We start from the raw sequence: 15,410 nt of genomic DNA, 5'->3' as shown, positions 1-15,410 counted from the left end.
GGTCGTCAGTCGCGATTCGGCTTCTCGCGAGCCGAAGCCGGGACATCGTCCCGGATGCCCGTCCGTGAAACCGGATCACGCGTGTTTGGAGCCCGAACTCGCGTGTCCGGAGCCGGATCACGCGTGTTCGCCGATCTCCCACCCAGCATAAGCAGCCCTAGGAGCTACGCGACGGGAGCCGGCGACTTCATCAGATTCGTCAGCAGCTTCGCGCACCAGTCGAGAAGTTCCTCGTCCCGCAGCGCCGGGGCGCCCATGCGGCCACCCGCCGGGCCCTCGGTCGGCTTCGGCACGGAAACCGTGTTCGTCACCGCCTTGTAGAGAGCCTTGGGGTACAAGCGCTTCAGCCGCACCATCTGCGAATCCGCCAGCGGCAACGGCGCGAACCGGATCGACGTGCCCTGGACGGCGACCTCGGTGACCCCCGCCGCGCGGCACGTGTGCCGGAACGCGGCGACGGCGAGCAGCCGCCGCACCGGGGCGGGCGGCTGGCCGTAGCGGTCGATGAGTTCCTCGCGCACGGCGTCGAGCCCGGTCTGATCCGGCGCGGCCGCGATCTTGCGGTACGCCTCCAGCCTCAGCCGCTCGCCCGGGACGTAGTCGTGCGGGATGTGCGCGTCCACCGGAAGATCCACGCGGACCTCGGCGAGCTCCTCCTCTTCCGAGGTCTCCGCCCCCGCGTGCCGCCGGAACGCGTCGACCGCTTCGCCGACCAGCCGCACGTACAGATCGAAACCGACACCCGCGATGTGCCCGGACTGCTCCGCGCCGAGGATGTTGCCCGCGCCGCGGATCTCCAGGTCCTTCATCGCGACGGCCATGCCCGCGCCCAGTTCGGTGTTCTGCGCGATGGTCGCGAGCCGGTCGTGCGCCGTCTCGGTGAGCGGGGCCTCCGGCGGGTACAGGAAGTACGCGTACCCGCGCTCGCGTCCGCGCCCGACGCGTCCGCGCAGCTGGTGCAGCTGCGCCAGACCCAGCAGGTCACCGCGTTCCACTAGGAGCGTGTTGGCGTTCGAGATGTCCAGCCCGGTCTCGACGATCGTGGTGCAGACGAGCACGTCGTACTCGTTCTCCCAGAAACCCTGGATGATCTTTTCGAGTTTCTCCTCGTTCATCTGCCCGTGCGCGGTGACGACGCGCGCCTCCGGCACCAGCTCTCGAATGCGCTTCGCGGCCTTCTCGATCGAGGAAACCCTGTTGTGCACGTAAAAGACCTGGCCGTCACGCAGCAGTTCGCGCCGGATCGCGGCGCCGACCTGCTTGTCGTCGTACGCGCCGACGTAGGTCAGGATCGGGTGCCTGTCCTCGGGCGGGGTCAGGATCGTGGACATTTCGCGGATCCCGGCGAGCGACATCTCCAGCGTGCGCGGGATCGGGGTCGCCGACATCGTCAGGACGTCGACGTGCGTCCGCAGCGCCTTGATGTGTTCCTTGTGCTCGACGCCGAACCGCTGTTCCTCGTCGACGATCACCAGGCCGAGGTCCTTGTACCGGATCCCGGTCTGCAACAGGCGGTGCGTGCCGATCACGATGTCGACGTCGCCCGAGGACAGCTGCTCGAGGATCGCGTCGGACTCGGTCTTGTTCGTGAACCGCGAGAGCCCCTTGATCTTCACCGGGAACGAACTCATCCGTTCGGTGAAGGTGTTGAGGTGCTGCTGCGCGAGCAGCGTCGTGGGCACCAGCACCGCGACCTGCTTGCCGTCCTGCACCGCCTTGAACGCCGCGCGCACCGCGATCTCGGTCTTGCCGTAGCCGACGTCGCCGCAGATGACGCGGTCCATCGGGACGCCGCGTTCCATGTCCGCCTTGACCTCGTCGATCGCGGCGAGCTGGTCGTTGGTCTCGGTGAACGGGAAGGCGTCTTCGAGTTCGCCCTGCCACGGGGTGTCCGGCCCGAACGGATGCCCGGGCGCGGCCTGCCGCGCGGCGTAGAGCTGCACCAGTTCCGCGGCGATCTCTTTGACCGCCTTCTTCGCCTTGGCCTTGGTGTTCTTCCAGTCCGACCCGCCGAGCTTGTTCAGCGTCGGCAGCTCGCCGCCGACGTAGCGGGAGACCTCGTCTAGCTGGTCGGTCGGGACGAACAGCCTGTCCCCCGGGTGCCCGCGCTTGGAAGACGCGTACTCCAGCAGCAGGTACTCGCGGGTTGCGCCGGCGACGGTGCGCTGCACCATCTCGACGAACCGCCCGATGCCGTGCTGGTCGTGCACGACGTAGTCGCCCGCTTTGAGGGCGAGCGGGTCCACGGCGTTGCGGCGCCGCGACGGCATCTTGGTGCTGAAGTCCTTTGTGGACGTTCCGGCGCCGGAGCCCCGGCCGGTCAGATCCGACTCGGACAACACCACGAGCGCGCGTTCGGGCGAGACGAAACCGTCCGAAAGACCACCGCACGTCACCGTCACGACGCCGGGCGTCAGCGGTCCGGTGATGCCTTCCGCGAGCGACGCGGGCACCTCCCCCGCCGACAGCTGCTCGACGGCGCGGGTCGCGGTGCCGTGCCCGGCCACGACGAGCACGGCCGTCCCGCCCGCGGCCGTGTGCGCGCGCAGGTCGGTCGTCGCGCGCTCGACCTCGCCGCGGTAGTTCGGCGCGGCTTCGACCGAGACGCGGTAGACGTCGGGATCGTCGCTGGCCAGCTGCGTCAGCGTCCACCAGGGACGCTTCGTCTCCTGAGCGTGCTTCGCGATCTCCGCGAGGTCCCGGTACGCGGACGCGCCGAGGTCGATCGGTGCCTGGCCGCCCGCGGCGGCGGTGGTCCAGGAGGCTTCGAGGAACTCCTGCCCGGTTCGGACCAGGTCGGCCGCGCGGGCGCGGATCTTCTCCGGATCGGCCAGCAGGACGTGCGTGCCCTGGGGCATCGCGTCGGTCAGCAGGTCGAGCTCGCCCTCGCACAGTACGGGGATGAGCGCCTCCATGCCCTCGACGGGGATCCCGCCCGACAGCTTGGTGAGCATCTCGGTGAGCTGCGCGTCCGCCTCGTACGTCGTCGCCAGCTCGGCGGCCTTCGCGCGCACCGGCTCGGTCAGCAGCAGCTCACGGCACGGCGGCGCGCTGACGTGCTGGATCTCGCCGGGCAGCGACCGCTGGTCGGACACCGCGAACGCGCGGATCTCGCTGACCTCGTCGCCCCAGAACTCGACCCGGACCGGATGCTGCGCCGTCGGCCCGAACAGGTCGAGGATGCCGCCGCGCACGGCGAACTCGCCGCGCTTCTCGACCATGTCCACCCGCGTGTACGCGAGCTCGACCAGCCTGTCCAACAGCACTTCGAAGCTCTGCTCCTCGCCGACGACCAGGTCGATCGGCGCGAGCGAACCGAGCCCGGGCGCCATCGGCTGGATGAGGCTGCGGACGGTCGCGACGACGACGCGCAGGCCGTCGGTGCCCGTCTTGAGCCGGTGCAGCACCTCCAGCCGCCGCCCGACGGTGTCCGCCCGCGGGGACAGCCGCTCGTGCGGCAACGTCTCCCAGGACGGGAAGTCGACGACGGCGTCTTCGCCGAGGAACGACTTCAGCGAAGCTGTCAGCTCGTCGGTCTCGCGGCCGGTGGCCGTCACCGCGAGCACGGGGCGGCCGGCGCCCTCGTCCGCGGCGAGGGCGCCCGCGACCAGCTGGCGGGTGGCGATCGCGCCCTGGAGCTCGAGCACCGGGGCACCGGCCCGCTCGACGACCCCGCGAAGGGCCGGATCGGGAAGGATGGAATGAAGGAGTCCGGACAATGGAGCGTTTGTCACTGTCCCAGCCTACGTGGGGGCACCGACAGTCCGCCGCGCGATTACCTGGGCAGGGCGTCGACCACCTTCGGGAGCTGCTCGTCGAACTCCGCCGGTTCCTGCGTCGCGATGCGGATCAGCACGTGTTCGGCGCCCGCTTCCCCGTATTCGCGAAGCCTTTCGGCGACCTCGTCCCGGCTGCCCGCGATCTGCACCTGGATCTTCTCGACGAAGTCCAGCGGGACGCCGTAATTCCGCTGCGCGTAGTCCTCCAGGCGCTCCCGTGCCCGGATCGGGTCATCTTCGATGAGCACCGTCGCGAACAACGCGGGTGTCATAGGGCGTACGGCCGCTTCGCGGATCTTCGCGAGGCCCTCGACGTAGTCCGCGACGTCGGGCGGATACGGCAGCCAGCCGTCGTATGACCGTCCCACTCGCTTCAACGCGCCGGGCGTGAACGCGGCCAGCCACACCGGCGGACCGCCGGGCCGGTGCGGCTCCGGGTACTCCGGAAGGGTGTCGTAGTGCAGCACTTCGCCGTGGAACGAGCCGCTCTTCCCGCTCCAGACGTGCCGCCACAACGCGACGATGTCGTCGAGCCGGGCCCGCCGCCGCTCCCACGGAACACGGGTGAAGGCGAATTCGGGTTCGCTGCGGCCCGCGAAACCCGCGCCGACGCCGAGCGTGATCCGGCCCTGGCTGAGCAGGTCGAGCGTGAGGATCGCGTTCGCGGAAAGGAGCGGATCCCGCAGGGCCGGGAGCAGCGCGGCGGTGCCGAGCGTGACCCGCTCGGTTCTGGCGGCGAACGCGCCGAGCAACGTCAACGGATCGATGGGCGCCTTCGCGAGGGTGTCGCCGACCCAGACCGAATCGAGGCCGAGGCGTTCGACTTCGACCGCGATGGCGACCATTTCCGGCGCGGTGCGCCCGGCGTCGAGGATGGACCGATAGGTGGGGACGACCAGACCGAATTTCATGCCACGAGCTTCTCCACGCCGGGGAATCGATTCAATTCCTTCGAGGGAATGGCGGTACCGAACGCGGCTCGGCCAAGATGACGACCATGGTTTCCGGATTCGGTCCCGCGCTGCGGGGCTGGCGCGAACGGCGGCGGCTGTCCCAGCTGGAACTGGCGATCCGGGCCGGAACCACCCAACGGCACGTGAGTTTCCTGGAAGGCGGCCGGTCGATCCCCGGCCGCGGCCTGGTGCTGCGGGTCGCCGAGTCGCTCGAACTCCCGCTCCGGGAGCGCAACGGCCTGCTGCTCGCGGCCGGGTTCGCGCCCGGTTTCCCCGAAACGGAACTGGGCGATCCCAAGCTGAAGCCGGTCCTCGACGGCATGCGCCGGCTGCTCGACGGGCACCGGCCGTACCCGGCCATCGTGGTCGACCGCTACGGCGTGCTCGTCGCCCGCAACGACGCGCTCGACCTGCTCTTCGAGGACGTGGCGCCGGAGCTGTTGGAGGAACCGGTCAACACCCTGCGGCTCGCCCTGCATCCGGACGGAATGGCGCCGAGGGTGCGGAACCTCGCGGATTGGGCGCGGCACATCTTGGAACGGCTGACGCAGGAGATCGCGCACGCTCCCGACGAGCGGCTCACCGCGCTGCTGGCCGAACTCGAAAGTTACGTTCCGGCGCCGGGACCGCCCGGCCCGGATCATCTCGGGTTCGCCGTGCCGATGCGCCTGTCCACTTCGGCGGGTGAACTGCGGCTGATCACGGCCATCACGACGTTCGCGACCGCCGCCGACGTCACGGTGTCGGAATTGAAGCTGGAGACCTTCCTGCCCGCCGACGCCGAAACCGCCGCGATCCTCACCGGATGACCGGTTCGTCCCTCGCGGGCGATTGGCGCGGCTGGCATGCTGATGCCATGCGCACTACCGCCGTCGTCGCGTTCGCTTCGCTGTCCTTGCTGGTCACAGCCTGTTCCGGGGCGTCGAGCGAACCGGTGCAGAGCGCGCCACCGGTCACCTCGAAGCCCGCCGTGTCGAAGCTGAAGGTCGAGCAGGTGACGGCCGGGCTCGAACACGGCTGGGACGTCGGTTTCCTGCCGGACGGCAAGATCCTCGTCACCCAGCGGCCCGGAAAGCTGGCCCTGGTCGACGGCGGCACGAAACGCGACGTCACCGCCGACTTCTCCGACGTCCTCGTACGCGGCGAGGGTGGCTTGATGGGGATGGTGATCAGCAAGGACTTCGCGACGTCGCGCGAGTTCATCACCTGCCAGACCCACAAGGAGGGCGACAACGCCGTCGACATCCGGCTGGTCACCTGGCGGCTGTCGGAAGACAACGCGAGCGCCACGAAGGTCAAGGACCTGCTGACCGGGCTGCCGGTGAATCCCAGCGGCAGGCATTCGGGCTGCCGTCCCACTTTCGGCGCGGACGGCGCGCTGCTCGTCGGCACCGGCGACACCGCCCGCCCGCAGCACCCGCAGGACCGCACCAGCCTCGGCGGCAAGGTCCTGCGTGTCGACGCGAAGACCGGGAACCCGTTGCCGGACAACCCGTTCATCGCGGCCGCGAACCCGAACGAACAACGCGTGTTCACCTACGGGCACCGCAACGTCCAGGGCGTCACGGTCCGCCCCGGCACCGGACAGGTGTTCACCGCCGAACACGGGCCGACCATCGACGACGAGGTCAACCTGGAACGCGCCGGCGCGAACTACGGCTGGGACCCGTCGAAGGGCGGCACCGAAACGAGTTACGACGAAGGCGTCCCGATGACCGACAAGCAGCGGTTCCCCGATGCTGTTGGTCCTTTGTGGACGACGGGCGAGATCACCGAGGCGATCTGCGGCGCCGAGTTCCTCACCGGATCGCGGTGGGGCGCGCTCGAAGGGTCGATCGCCGTGACGGCGCTGAAGGGGCAGAAGCTCTTGCTGTTCCGCCTCGACGACACCGGCAAGGTCACCGAAGTGACGCTGCCGCCGGAGTTCGACGACAAGTTCGGCAGGCTGCGCGCCGTCCGGAGCGGGCCGGACGGCGCCCTCTACATCACGACTTCGGAGGGCAAGGACGACAAGCTGCTGCGAGTCACCCCAGGGGCTTAGCCCCCCAGGTACGCGCCGCCGTTGACGTGGACGACCTGGCCGGTGACGTGCCGCGCGGCAGGGCTCGCCAGGAAGGCCACCATTTCGGCGACGTCCTCGGGTTCTCCGGCGCGTTTGGTCATCGTGTTGCCGATGAGCCACTCCCGGCGCTCGTCGGACAGCTTGCCGTTGAAGAACTCGGTGTCCCCGACCAATCCGGGCGCGACGATGTTCGCGGTGATCCCGCGCGGCCCGAATTCCCTTGCCACGTCGACGTTCCACGCCTCCAGCGCGGCCTTCGCGGCGCCGTAGGACCCGGCTCCGGTGTGCGCGGCGATGGATCCGATCGTGACGATCCGCGCGTGGTCGGTGAACCTTTCCCGCAGGGCACGGGTGACCAGCACGGCGCTGAACACGTTGGCGTCCAGATTGGCCTGCCAGTTCGCGGCGAACGACCTCAGGTCTTCAGCGGATCCGCTCCGGAAATCGGTGTTCCCGCCCGCGTTGTTGACCAGGACGTCGACCCGCTCCGGCAGTTCGGCCAGCGCCCGCTCCACCGCGTCCGGATCGGCCGCGTCGAACGGGACCGGGTTCGCGCCGAGCAACGTCGCCGCCTCGGTGAGGACCTGCTCGCGGCGGCCGGTGATCGTCACCCGATCGCCCCGCGCGGCGAACGCCGCCGCGACCGCGTACCCGATTCCCGTCCCGCCGCCGGTGACCACTACTTCCCTGTGCTGCCCCATGCGTCCAGCATAGGGACACTAGGCTCGCGTCATGACGAAGATCGACCCGGCGACGACGGCGCTCGTTCTGATCGACCTCCAGACGCGGATCGTCGCTTTGGAGACCACGCCGATCGAAGGCACGGAAGTCGTCGCGAACGCCGTCCTCCTGCGCGACGCCTTCAGCGCGGCCGGCTCCCCGATCGTCCACGTGCGGGCGCACCGGCCGGACGTCGACGAGCAGCCGCCCGGCAGCGAACTGGTCGCCGAACTGACGCCCCGCGAAGGCGAGCACCTGATCACCAAGCACACGATCGGCGCGTTCTACGGCACCGGACTGGACGAGCTCCTGCGCGGACTCGGCGTGAAGACGCTCGTGCTCGGCGGGATCGCCACGGAGTACGGCGTCGAATCGACGCTGCGGGCCGCGATCGACCACGCCTACGAGACCGTCGCGGTTTCGGACGCGATGGCCGGAATCGCCGCGATCTCCCACGAATCGGCGATCACGCAGGTCTTCCCGCGGCTGGGCGAAGTGCTCACGACCGCCGAAACCGCCGCGGCGCTGGACTGAACCATGATCGACAAAATCGCTTGGCTCCACTTCCAGGACGGCCGCGTCCTCGGCGCCCGCTCGCGCGGCAAGTCCGTGTTCTACCTGCCTGGCGGGAAACGCGAACCCGGCGAAACCGACACGGAAACTCTGGTGCGCGAAATCCGTGAGGAACTGACCGTCGAGATCGATCCGGCGAGCGCCGAGCCCGCCGGAACGTTCGAGGCGCAGGCCGACGGGCACGCGCAGGGGCTCGTGGTGCGGACGACCTGCTACACCGCCGAATTCAGCGGCGTACCCGTGGCCAGCAGCGAGATCGAGGAACTCGCGTGGCTGGGCTATGAAGACAGGGACCGTCTCTCCGCGGCGGGCAAGCTCATCTTCGACCACCTGCGGGAGACCGGCCTCCTGCGCTGACGACCGCTACTTCTTGAGGTCGTCCAGGCACAGCACCCGCGACTGCGGAAGGGTGCCGCCCGATCGCTGCCACTGGATCTTCTCGTCTGTCGACGGCACCTGGGTGCAGACCGTGCTGCCGTCGATGAGGAACGTCGCGCTCTTTTCGATGGCGAGGACCTTGTACCGCGCTGTCGCGCAGTCCTCCTTAGTGAGCTTCTTCGCCTCGACCACGCCATCGGGGAGGCAGTCGCCGACGACCGGCGCCCGCTCGCCAGGGTTCTTCAGGTCTTCCAGGCAGAGCAGGGTGCCGTCGGCGGCCCCCTTCTTTCCTTGGAAGAAGTACGCGTCGGTCGTCGGATAGTCGTCGCATTCGGTTCCACCGGAGAGCTTGAGCCCGATTTCCGACTTGTTCTCCTGTTTGCCGACGACCTTGAAGTTCGCGTCCGGCTTTCCGCATTCGGCGTTCTTGACGCTGTCCGCGTTGTCGACACTGCCCGTGAGGCAAGCGCCGACCTCGGTGCTCGACGCCGTGAACGGATTCGCGACGAAGATCCCGATCACGACGATGACGGCGAAGATACCCAGCCTGATGACAGGCTTCAGCCAAGTCTTCTTCCTCGGCACCATCTGTTCGACGGCGGGCGCGGGATAGTTCTCCACGGTGGTTCCCCCAGTTTGATGATCTCTTCGGGGGGCCTAGCGCTCATCGCCGGGGAAACGTTACGGCCGCGCGACGTAGATCTCAGCGCAGCCGCAGCTTGGGCTTGTGCTCCAAATTGGACAGACCGTTCCAGGCCAGGTTGACCAGATGCGCGGCGACCTCGTCCCGCTTCGGCTTCCGGGCGTCGAGCCACCACTGCCCGGTGAGCGCGACCATCCCGACGAGCGCCTGCGCGTACAGCGCGGCCAGTTTCTCGTCGTAGCCCCGCGCGGCGAACTGCTGCGCGAGGATGTGCTCGACCTGGCTGGCGATGTCGTTCAGCACCGTCGAGAACGTGCCCGTCGAACTCGCGACCGGCGAATCCCGCACCAGGATGCGGAAGCCGTCGTGCGAATCCTCGACGTAGGAGAGCAGCGCGATCGCCGCCTGCTCCAGCATCACCCTCGGGTGTCCACCGTGGAGGGTGGAGACCATCCTGTCGAGCAGGAGCTGGGTCTCGCGGTCGACCACGACGGCGTAGATGCCTTCCTTGCCGCCGAAGTGCTCGTACACCACCGGTTTGGAGACGTTCGCGCGGTGCGCGATCTCCTCGATGGAGGTGCCTTCGAAACCCTTCTCCGCGAAAAGGGCTCTGGCGACGTTGAGCAGCTGCTGCCTGCGCTCGCTCCCCGTCATCCGCACCCGGGCCACCGGAGCGACCGGACGCGCCCCAGTGACCGCTTCACGTTTGGTTCGCCGTCTCCCCGCCATTGCAGAAGACTAACGTGACCTCGCTATTTGCTTTCGGTGGCGATGCGCGCGAGGCGCTGCGGGGTCGGCCAGCGCACGTCATAGGCCCAGCCGAACTTTTCGAAGATCCAGATGAGCCGCGCGGAAATGTCGATCTGGCCGCGCTGCACACCGTGCCGAGCCGAGGTCGGGTCGGCGTGGTGCAGGTTGTGCCACGACTCGCCGAAGGAGAAGATCGCCAGCGGCCAGAAGTTGGCCGACTTGTCACGGGCGGCGAACGGGCGCTCGCCGATCATGTGGCAGACCGAGTTGACCGACCAGGTCACGTGGTGCAGCACGCAGACGCGCACCAGCCCGGCCCAGAAGAACGCGGTCACCGCGCCCCAGAACGACCAGGTGATCAGTCCGCCCAGGATCGCGGGCAGCACCAGGGTGAGCAGGCTCCACAGCCAGAACAGGTCGTCGACCTTCTTGATCGCGCGATCCTTGAGCAGGTCCGGCGCGAACCGTTCGGCGTTGCTCTGGTCGCGATCGAACAGCCAGCCCATGTGCGCGTGCCAGAAACCCTTGGCGATGGCGAGCGGCGTGGTCCCGAACAGCCACGGCGAATGCGGGTCGCCGTCGCGGTCGGAGAAGGCGTGGTGGCGCCGGTGGTCGGCGACCCAGGTGATCACGGGGCCCTGGACGGCCATGCTGCCGGCGATCGCCATCACGACGCGCAGCCACGGCTTGGCCTTGAACGAGCCGTGCGTGAAGTAACGGTGGTACGAGACGGTGATCCCGAGTCCGCTGATCGCGTAGAAGACCACGAAGATGCCGACGTCGACCCAGGTCAATCCCCAGCCCCAGGCGAACGGGACGGCCGCGAGCAGTGCGGCGAGCGGGAAGATGACCCCGAGGTAGACCGACAGTTGCACGGCGCTCGATCGCTGCCCGTCGGTGACCGGCTTGGGGCCCTTCGCGGGCTTCTGGGACTGGTCCAGGGTAGCCGTCATGCAGTCACTTCTTTTCTTCGCGCGACCCTTGAGGGTTTCCCTAAGGGTGACCTTACCTACGATGCCGTAAGTTACGGTACAGGAGGTTTCGTCCCCTGTGGAGTGCCCGCGACCGTGAGGCAACCCCCGGGCGCACATGGAGGTCCCCGGCATGGCTATCCTGACCAGGATCGATCCGCCGTAGTGTAATCGGCAGCACTTCAGATTTTGGTTCTGACAGTTCAGGTTCGAATCCTGGCGGCGGAGCAGACGAACAGATGACCAGCGGCGTTTTCAACGGTGGGGGTGTGTGCGGCTGACCGAGGACGCGACGACCAGTGGCAGGCGGCCGGCGCTTGCGGAGATGTCCGACGCCTGGCTTTACGGTCGCGCGCGTGAACTCGGGGCGGCCATACAGCGCGTCAGCTTCGCCGAACAGCTCGACATCGTCACCAGTCTCGACGAACTCCTCGACGAGACGCAGCGCCGCGGCGAACCGCTGCTGGTCGCCCAGCTGCTGCGCTACTCGGCGATGGCCAGGCTGGTCACCCGCGGTCTCGCCGCCGAAGCCGAACCCAGGCTCGACGAGATGCTCGCGCACACCAGGCGGCACGGTCTCGCGCTGATGCGGGCCGACGCGCACGCCATGCGCGGCCGTCGGCTGGTGATCGCCAAACAAGAGGACGCCGCCCTCACCGAGATCGCCAGGGCGCTGGCCATCCTCGACGACTCCGCCGTCCCGGACCGGCAGGTCGGCAGGCGCAACTGGGACCGGATGCTGTCCACGACCCTGGTCGACTGCTGGCTGGTGCTGAACCAGCTGGGCGTCTACGAGGCGGCCGAGGAGGCTATCGCCCGCGCGGCGCAGGCGATCCGCGACAGCGCGAGCCCGCACGAGATCGCGCTCCAGCTGATCAACCGGGTCAAGATGCTGCTGGGCTGGGGCCTGCGGCTCGAACGCATCGAGCGGTACGACGAAGGAGCGGACAAGTTCCGCACCGCGGCGTCGATGGCGCAGGCCGCCGAAGGCCCGTTCACCGAGTCGCTGTTCCCGCGCAAGGCCAACCTGCCCGCGATCGACCAGGTCGGCGTGCTCGCCGCGGCCGCCGCGCTGGCGTCGCCCGATTCGTCGCATGTCGAGCGGCTGAACTCGCTGCTGAATCCGGAACTGGTGTTCCCGCACGAACGCGAGATCATCGCCATCGCGCTGGCCCGCTGCCTGGACAACGACGGCCGCCGCGAAGACGCGCTGCAGGTGCTCAAAGAGGTCCGCGAGGACAACGAGGAGGGCTCTCTGCCGTCGATGCGGCTGAATCTCGCCCGCGAGCTGGCCAGGCTGGACACCACCCCGGACTACGCGTCCGGAGCGAGCCAATCGCTGATCGACTACGCGACCATCCTGGAAACGGAGATGTGGTCGCTGCGGGAATCGCAGATCGCCACGCTCAACGCGCGCCGGGAGCACGAACGCCTGTCCGCCGAACACGGCGCGATCACCCAGCAGGCCCTGCAGGACCCGCTCACCGGTCTACCGAACCGGCGCGCGCTCGACGAAAAGCTCCGTTCGCTGGCGTCGTCCGCGGACGCCCAGCCGCTCGCGGTCGCGCTCGTCGACCTCGACGGTTTCAAGGACGTCAACGACAAGCAGTCGCACGCCGAGGGCGACAACGTGCTCCGTGTCATCGCGAGCACGCTGCGCGACGCCCTGCGCGGCGACGACGTCGTCGCCCGATACGGCGGAGACGAGTTCATCGTGCTTCTACCTGGGGCTCCGGCCTCGGCGGCGAAACAGGCGCTGGGTCGTTCTGTGAATGCCGTCGCATCTCTGCCGCACCATCTTTCGCACGGCGTCACCCTCTCCGTCGGCCTCGTCTCGCTCCGCCCGCAGGAGCGCGCCGAGCAGGTCCTGGCACGCGCCGACGCGGCCATGTACCAGGCGAAACGTGGCGGCGGGAACCAGGTTTCGTCGGTCAACTCGATGGCCATCGATCCGGTGACCGGATGGCCCGGTGAGGATGCTCCGACCGACCCCGCGTGGGACTCCGAGCAGCCCACGTAGGATCAATGCCCGACAACCACCGTTGGTGAAATGTTGGGAGTGCCGTGACCGGCCCGCTGAGCACGTTGATCCTCGCCGCGGGTGAGGGCACCCGTATGCGCTCGTCCACCCCGAAGGTGCTGCACCCGATCGCCGGCCGTCCCCTGGTCGAACACGCGGTCCGGGCCGCCGCGGGACTGAGCCCGGAACACCTGGTCGTGGTGATCGGCCACGGCCGCGACTCGGTCGGCGCGCGGCTGGCGAAGGTCGGCGAGGCACTCGGCCGCGAGGTCGTCACGGCCGTCCAGGAAGAGCAGAAGGGCACCGGGCACGCCGTCTCGTGCGCGCTCTCGGCGCTGCCCGCCGGGCTGACCGGCACCGTCGTCGTCAGCTACGGCGACGTCCCGCTGCTCGACACCGAAACGCTCGCTTCCCTGGTCGCCGAGCACACCTCCACCGGCAACGCGGTCACCGTGCTGACCGCGGTCGTCGAGAACCCGGCGGGCTACGGCCGGATCATCCGCGACGACAGCGGCGTCGTCACCTCGATCGTCGAGCAGAAGGACGCCACCCCCGAACAGCACGAAATCGCCGAAATCAACTCCGGCGTCTACGCCTTCGACGCTTCCGTCCTGGTCGACGGGCTTTCGAAGCTTTCGACCGACAACGCACAGGGCGAGCTCTACCTCACCGACGTCCTCGGCATCGCCCGCGGCGACGGCAAGGGTGTCGGCGCGCTGGTCATCGACGACCCGTGGGTGACCGAAGGCGTCAACGACCGTGTTCAGCTCTCCGTCCTCGGCGCCGAACTGAACCGCCGGATCGTCCGCGGCTGGCAGCGGGCGGGCGTCACCGTCGTCGACCCGGCGAGCACCTGGATCGACGCGGGCGTGACCTTGTCGCGCGACGTCGTCATCGAGCCCGGCGTGCAGCTGAAGGGGTCGACGTCGGTCGGCGAGGGCTCGCAGATCGGCCCGGACAGCACCTTGGAGAACGTCTCCGTCGGCGCGGGCGCGTCGGTGGTGCGGACGCACGGTTCCGATTCGGAACTGGGCGACGGTGTGAAGGTCGGCCCGTTCACCTACCTGCGTCCCGGCTCCAAACTGGGGACCAAGGGCAAGCTCGGCGCTTTCGTCGAGACGAAGAACGCGGACATCGGCGCCGGGACGAAGGTTCCGCATCTGACCTACGTCGGCGACGCGACCATCGGCGAGAACAGCAACATCGGCTGCTCCAGCGTCTTCGTCAACTACGACGGCGTGAACAAGCACCACACCACGATCGGCTCCCATGTGCGGCTCGGCGCGGACAACACGTTCGTCGCCCCGGTGACCATCGGCGACGGCGCCTACAGTGGGGCAGGCACCGTGATCAGGCAAGACGTGCCCCCGGGCGCGCTCGCCGTGTCCACCGGGCCGCAGCGCAACATCGAAGACTGGGTGACCCGGCGCAGGCCGGGCACCCCCGCGGCGGAAGCAGCTTCCGCCGCGAAGCAGGACACCACCGCCGTGTCCGATTCAGCAAAGGGAAACGACGGGGAGTCGCCAGCATGAGCTCGAAGTCCGGAACACCGAAGAAGAACCTGATGCTCTTCTCCGGGCGCGCCCACCCGGAACTCGCGGAGGAGGTGGCCAAGCACCTCAACGTGTCGGTCGTCCCGCAGACCGCGCACAACTTCGCCAACGGGGAGATCTTCGTCCGGTTCAACGAATCGGTGCGCGGGACCGACGCGTTCGTGATCCAGAGCCACCCGGCGCCCATCAACGAGTGGGTGATGGAGCAGCTGATCATGGTGGACGCGCTCAAGCGCGCGAGCGCCAAGCGGATCACCGTGATCATGCCGTTCTACCCGTACGCGCGGCAGGACAAGAAGCACAAGGGCCGCGAGCCGATCTCCGCGCGCCTGATCGCCGATCTGTTCAAGACCGCCGGCGCCGACCGGATCATGACGGTCGACCTGCACACCGCGCAGATCCAGGGCTTCTTCGACGGCCCCGTCGACCACCTGCTCGCGCAGAACGTGCTGGCCGCGCACATCAACAAGACCTACCAGGACGAGAACATCACCGTCGTCTCGCCGGACTCGGGCCGCGTGCGGCTGGCCGAGAAGTGGGCGGCTCAGCTGGGTGACCGGCCGATCGCCTTCATCCACAAGACGCGCGACCCGGACAAGCCGAACCAGGCCGTCGCGAACCGCGTCGTCGGCAAGGTCCGCGGTCAGCTGTGCGTGCTGATCGACGACATGATCGACACCGGTGGCACGATCGTGAAGGCCACGGAGGCCCTGCTCGACGAAGGCGCGTCCGACGTCGTCATCGCCTCGACCCACGGCATCCTGTCCGACCCCGCCACCGAGCGGCTGTCGAACTGCAAGGCGCGCGAGGTGATCGTCACCAACACGCTGCCGATCCCGGAGGAGAAGCGGTTCCCCGGGCTGACCGTGCTGTCCATCGCGCCGCTGCTGGCGCAGGCCATCCAGCAGGTCTTCGAGGACGGGTCGGTCACGTCCCTCTTCGACGGCAACGCCTGATCCAAAACGAAGCAAGGGACCTTTGCTGTCGCTCTCTTTCGGAGAGTGACAG

Annotated in this window: 13 protein-coding genes and 1 tRNA gene; 8 read left to right on the top strand and 6 right to left on the bottom strand. The window is 68.5% G+C overall.

Annotated elements, in window-relative coordinates; translation table 11 throughout:
- Positions 1-164 precede the first annotated feature (164 nt).
- Entirely contained in the window at positions 165-3,719 is a 3,555-nt protein-coding gene (gene mfd / locus ACFWMR_RS08100) for a transcription-repair coupling factor (protein ID WP_378377932.1), read from the bottom strand.
- A gap of 56 nt (positions 3,720-3,775) precedes the next feature.
- Positions 3,776-4,690, bottom strand: coding sequence for an LLM class flavin-dependent oxidoreductase (locus ACFWMR_RS08095; RefSeq protein ID WP_378377875.1), 915 nt, complete (start codon positions 4,688-4,690; stop codon positions 3,776-3,778).
- Between the two features lie 86 nt (positions 4,691-4,776).
- On the opposite strand from ACFWMR_RS08095, the gene ACFWMR_RS08090 reads away from it, so the two are divergent.
- Together ACFWMR_RS08090 and ACFWMR_RS08085 are read left to right on the top strand one after the other, a co-directional pair.
- Positions 4,777-5,541, top strand: coding sequence for an MmyB family transcriptional regulator (locus ACFWMR_RS08090; RefSeq protein WP_378274300.1), 765 nt, complete (start codon positions 4,777-4,779; stop codon positions 5,539-5,541).
- Positions 5,542-5,588: 47 nt separating this feature from the next.
- Entirely contained in the window at positions 5,589-6,773 is a 1,185-nt protein-coding gene (locus ACFWMR_RS08085; RefSeq protein ID WP_378377874.1) for a PQQ-dependent sugar dehydrogenase, read from the top strand.
- Here the strand turns inward: ACFWMR_RS08085 and ACFWMR_RS08080 are convergent.
- Positions 6,770-7,495 (bottom strand): SDR family NAD(P)-dependent oxidoreductase, encoded by a 726-nt coding sequence (locus ACFWMR_RS08080; RefSeq protein WP_378377873.1) that lies wholly within the window; start codon positions 7,493-7,495, stop codon positions 6,770-6,772. The two genes, ACFWMR_RS08085 and ACFWMR_RS08080, sit on opposite strands and share 4 nt — an antisense overlap.
- Positions 7,496-7,526: 31 nt before the next feature.
- Between ACFWMR_RS08080 and ACFWMR_RS08075 the strand changes: the two genes are divergently transcribed.
- Both ACFWMR_RS08075 and ACFWMR_RS08070 read left to right on the top strand, forming a co-directional pair.
- Positions 7,527-8,048: an isochorismatase family protein gene (locus tag ACFWMR_RS08075; RefSeq protein WP_378377872.1), complete on the top strand. Its 522-nt coding sequence runs from the start codon at positions 7,527-7,529 to the stop codon at positions 8,046-8,048.
- Between the two features lie 3 nt (positions 8,049-8,051).
- Complete coding sequence (locus ACFWMR_RS08070; RefSeq protein WP_378377871.1) at positions 8,052-8,444, top strand: NUDIX hydrolase; 393 nt, start codon at positions 8,052-8,054, stop codon at positions 8,442-8,444.
- 6 nt (positions 8,445-8,450) lie between these two features.
- Here the strand turns inward: ACFWMR_RS08070 and ACFWMR_RS08065 are convergent, their stop codons facing one another.
- From ACFWMR_RS08065 to ACFWMR_RS08055, 3 genes are all read right to left on the bottom strand, one after another.
- Positions 8,451-9,086 carry an LppU/SCO3897 family protein gene (locus tag ACFWMR_RS08065; RefSeq protein ID WP_378377870.1) on the bottom strand — a complete coding sequence of 212 codons (636 nt, stop codon included), beginning with the start codon at positions 9,084-9,086 and terminating at the stop codon, positions 8,451-8,453.
- An 82-nt stretch (positions 9,087-9,168) separates the two neighbouring features.
- Positions 9,169-9,762 carry a TetR/AcrR family transcriptional regulator gene (locus ACFWMR_RS08060; protein ID WP_143267223.1) on the bottom strand — a complete coding sequence of 198 codons (594 nt, stop codon included), beginning with the start codon at positions 9,760-9,762 and terminating at the stop codon, positions 9,169-9,171.
- 98 nt (positions 9,763-9,860) lie between these two features.
- Positions 9,861-10,811, bottom strand: coding sequence for an acyl-CoA desaturase (locus ACFWMR_RS08055; protein WP_039917316.1), 951 nt, complete (start codon positions 10,809-10,811; stop codon positions 9,861-9,863).
- A 174-nt stretch (positions 10,812-10,985) separates the two neighbouring features.
- Here ACFWMR_RS08055 and ACFWMR_RS08050 point away from each other — a divergent pair.
- From ACFWMR_RS08050 to ACFWMR_RS08035, 4 genes are all read left to right on the top strand, one after another.
- Positions 10,986-11,057: transfer RNA gene (locus ACFWMR_RS08050), tRNA-Gln, on the top strand.
- Positions 11,058-11,100: 43 nt separating this feature from the next.
- Positions 11,101-12,849 carry a GGDEF domain-containing protein gene (locus ACFWMR_RS08045; RefSeq protein WP_093937825.1) on the top strand — a complete coding sequence of 583 codons (1,749 nt, stop codon included), beginning with the start codon at positions 11,101-11,103 and terminating at the stop codon, positions 12,847-12,849.
- Between the two features lie 44 nt (positions 12,850-12,893).
- Positions 12,894-14,381, top strand: a complete 1,488-nt coding sequence (glmU, locus tag ACFWMR_RS08040) for a bifunctional UDP-N-acetylglucosamine diphosphorylase/glucosamine-1-phosphate N-acetyltransferase GlmU (protein WP_378274297.1) — start codon at positions 12,894-12,896, stop codon at positions 14,379-14,381.
- The gene (locus ACFWMR_RS08035; protein ID WP_005155717.1) at positions 14,378-15,358 is read left to right on the top strand and encodes a ribose-phosphate diphosphokinase; all 981 of its coding nucleotides are present in this window, start codon (positions 14,378-14,380) and stop codon (positions 15,356-15,358) included. Before glmU ends, ACFWMR_RS08035 begins: the two co-directional genes overlap by 4 nt.
- Positions 15,359-15,410 lie beyond the last annotated feature (52 nt).

The sequence above is a fragment of the Amycolatopsis thailandensis genome, assembly GCF_042723255.1.
Taxonomy (GTDB): Bacteria; Actinomycetota; Actinomycetes; order Mycobacteriales; family Pseudonocardiaceae; genus Amycolatopsis; species Amycolatopsis thailandensis.
This window is presented reverse-complemented; position numbering and strand designations above follow the sequence as displayed.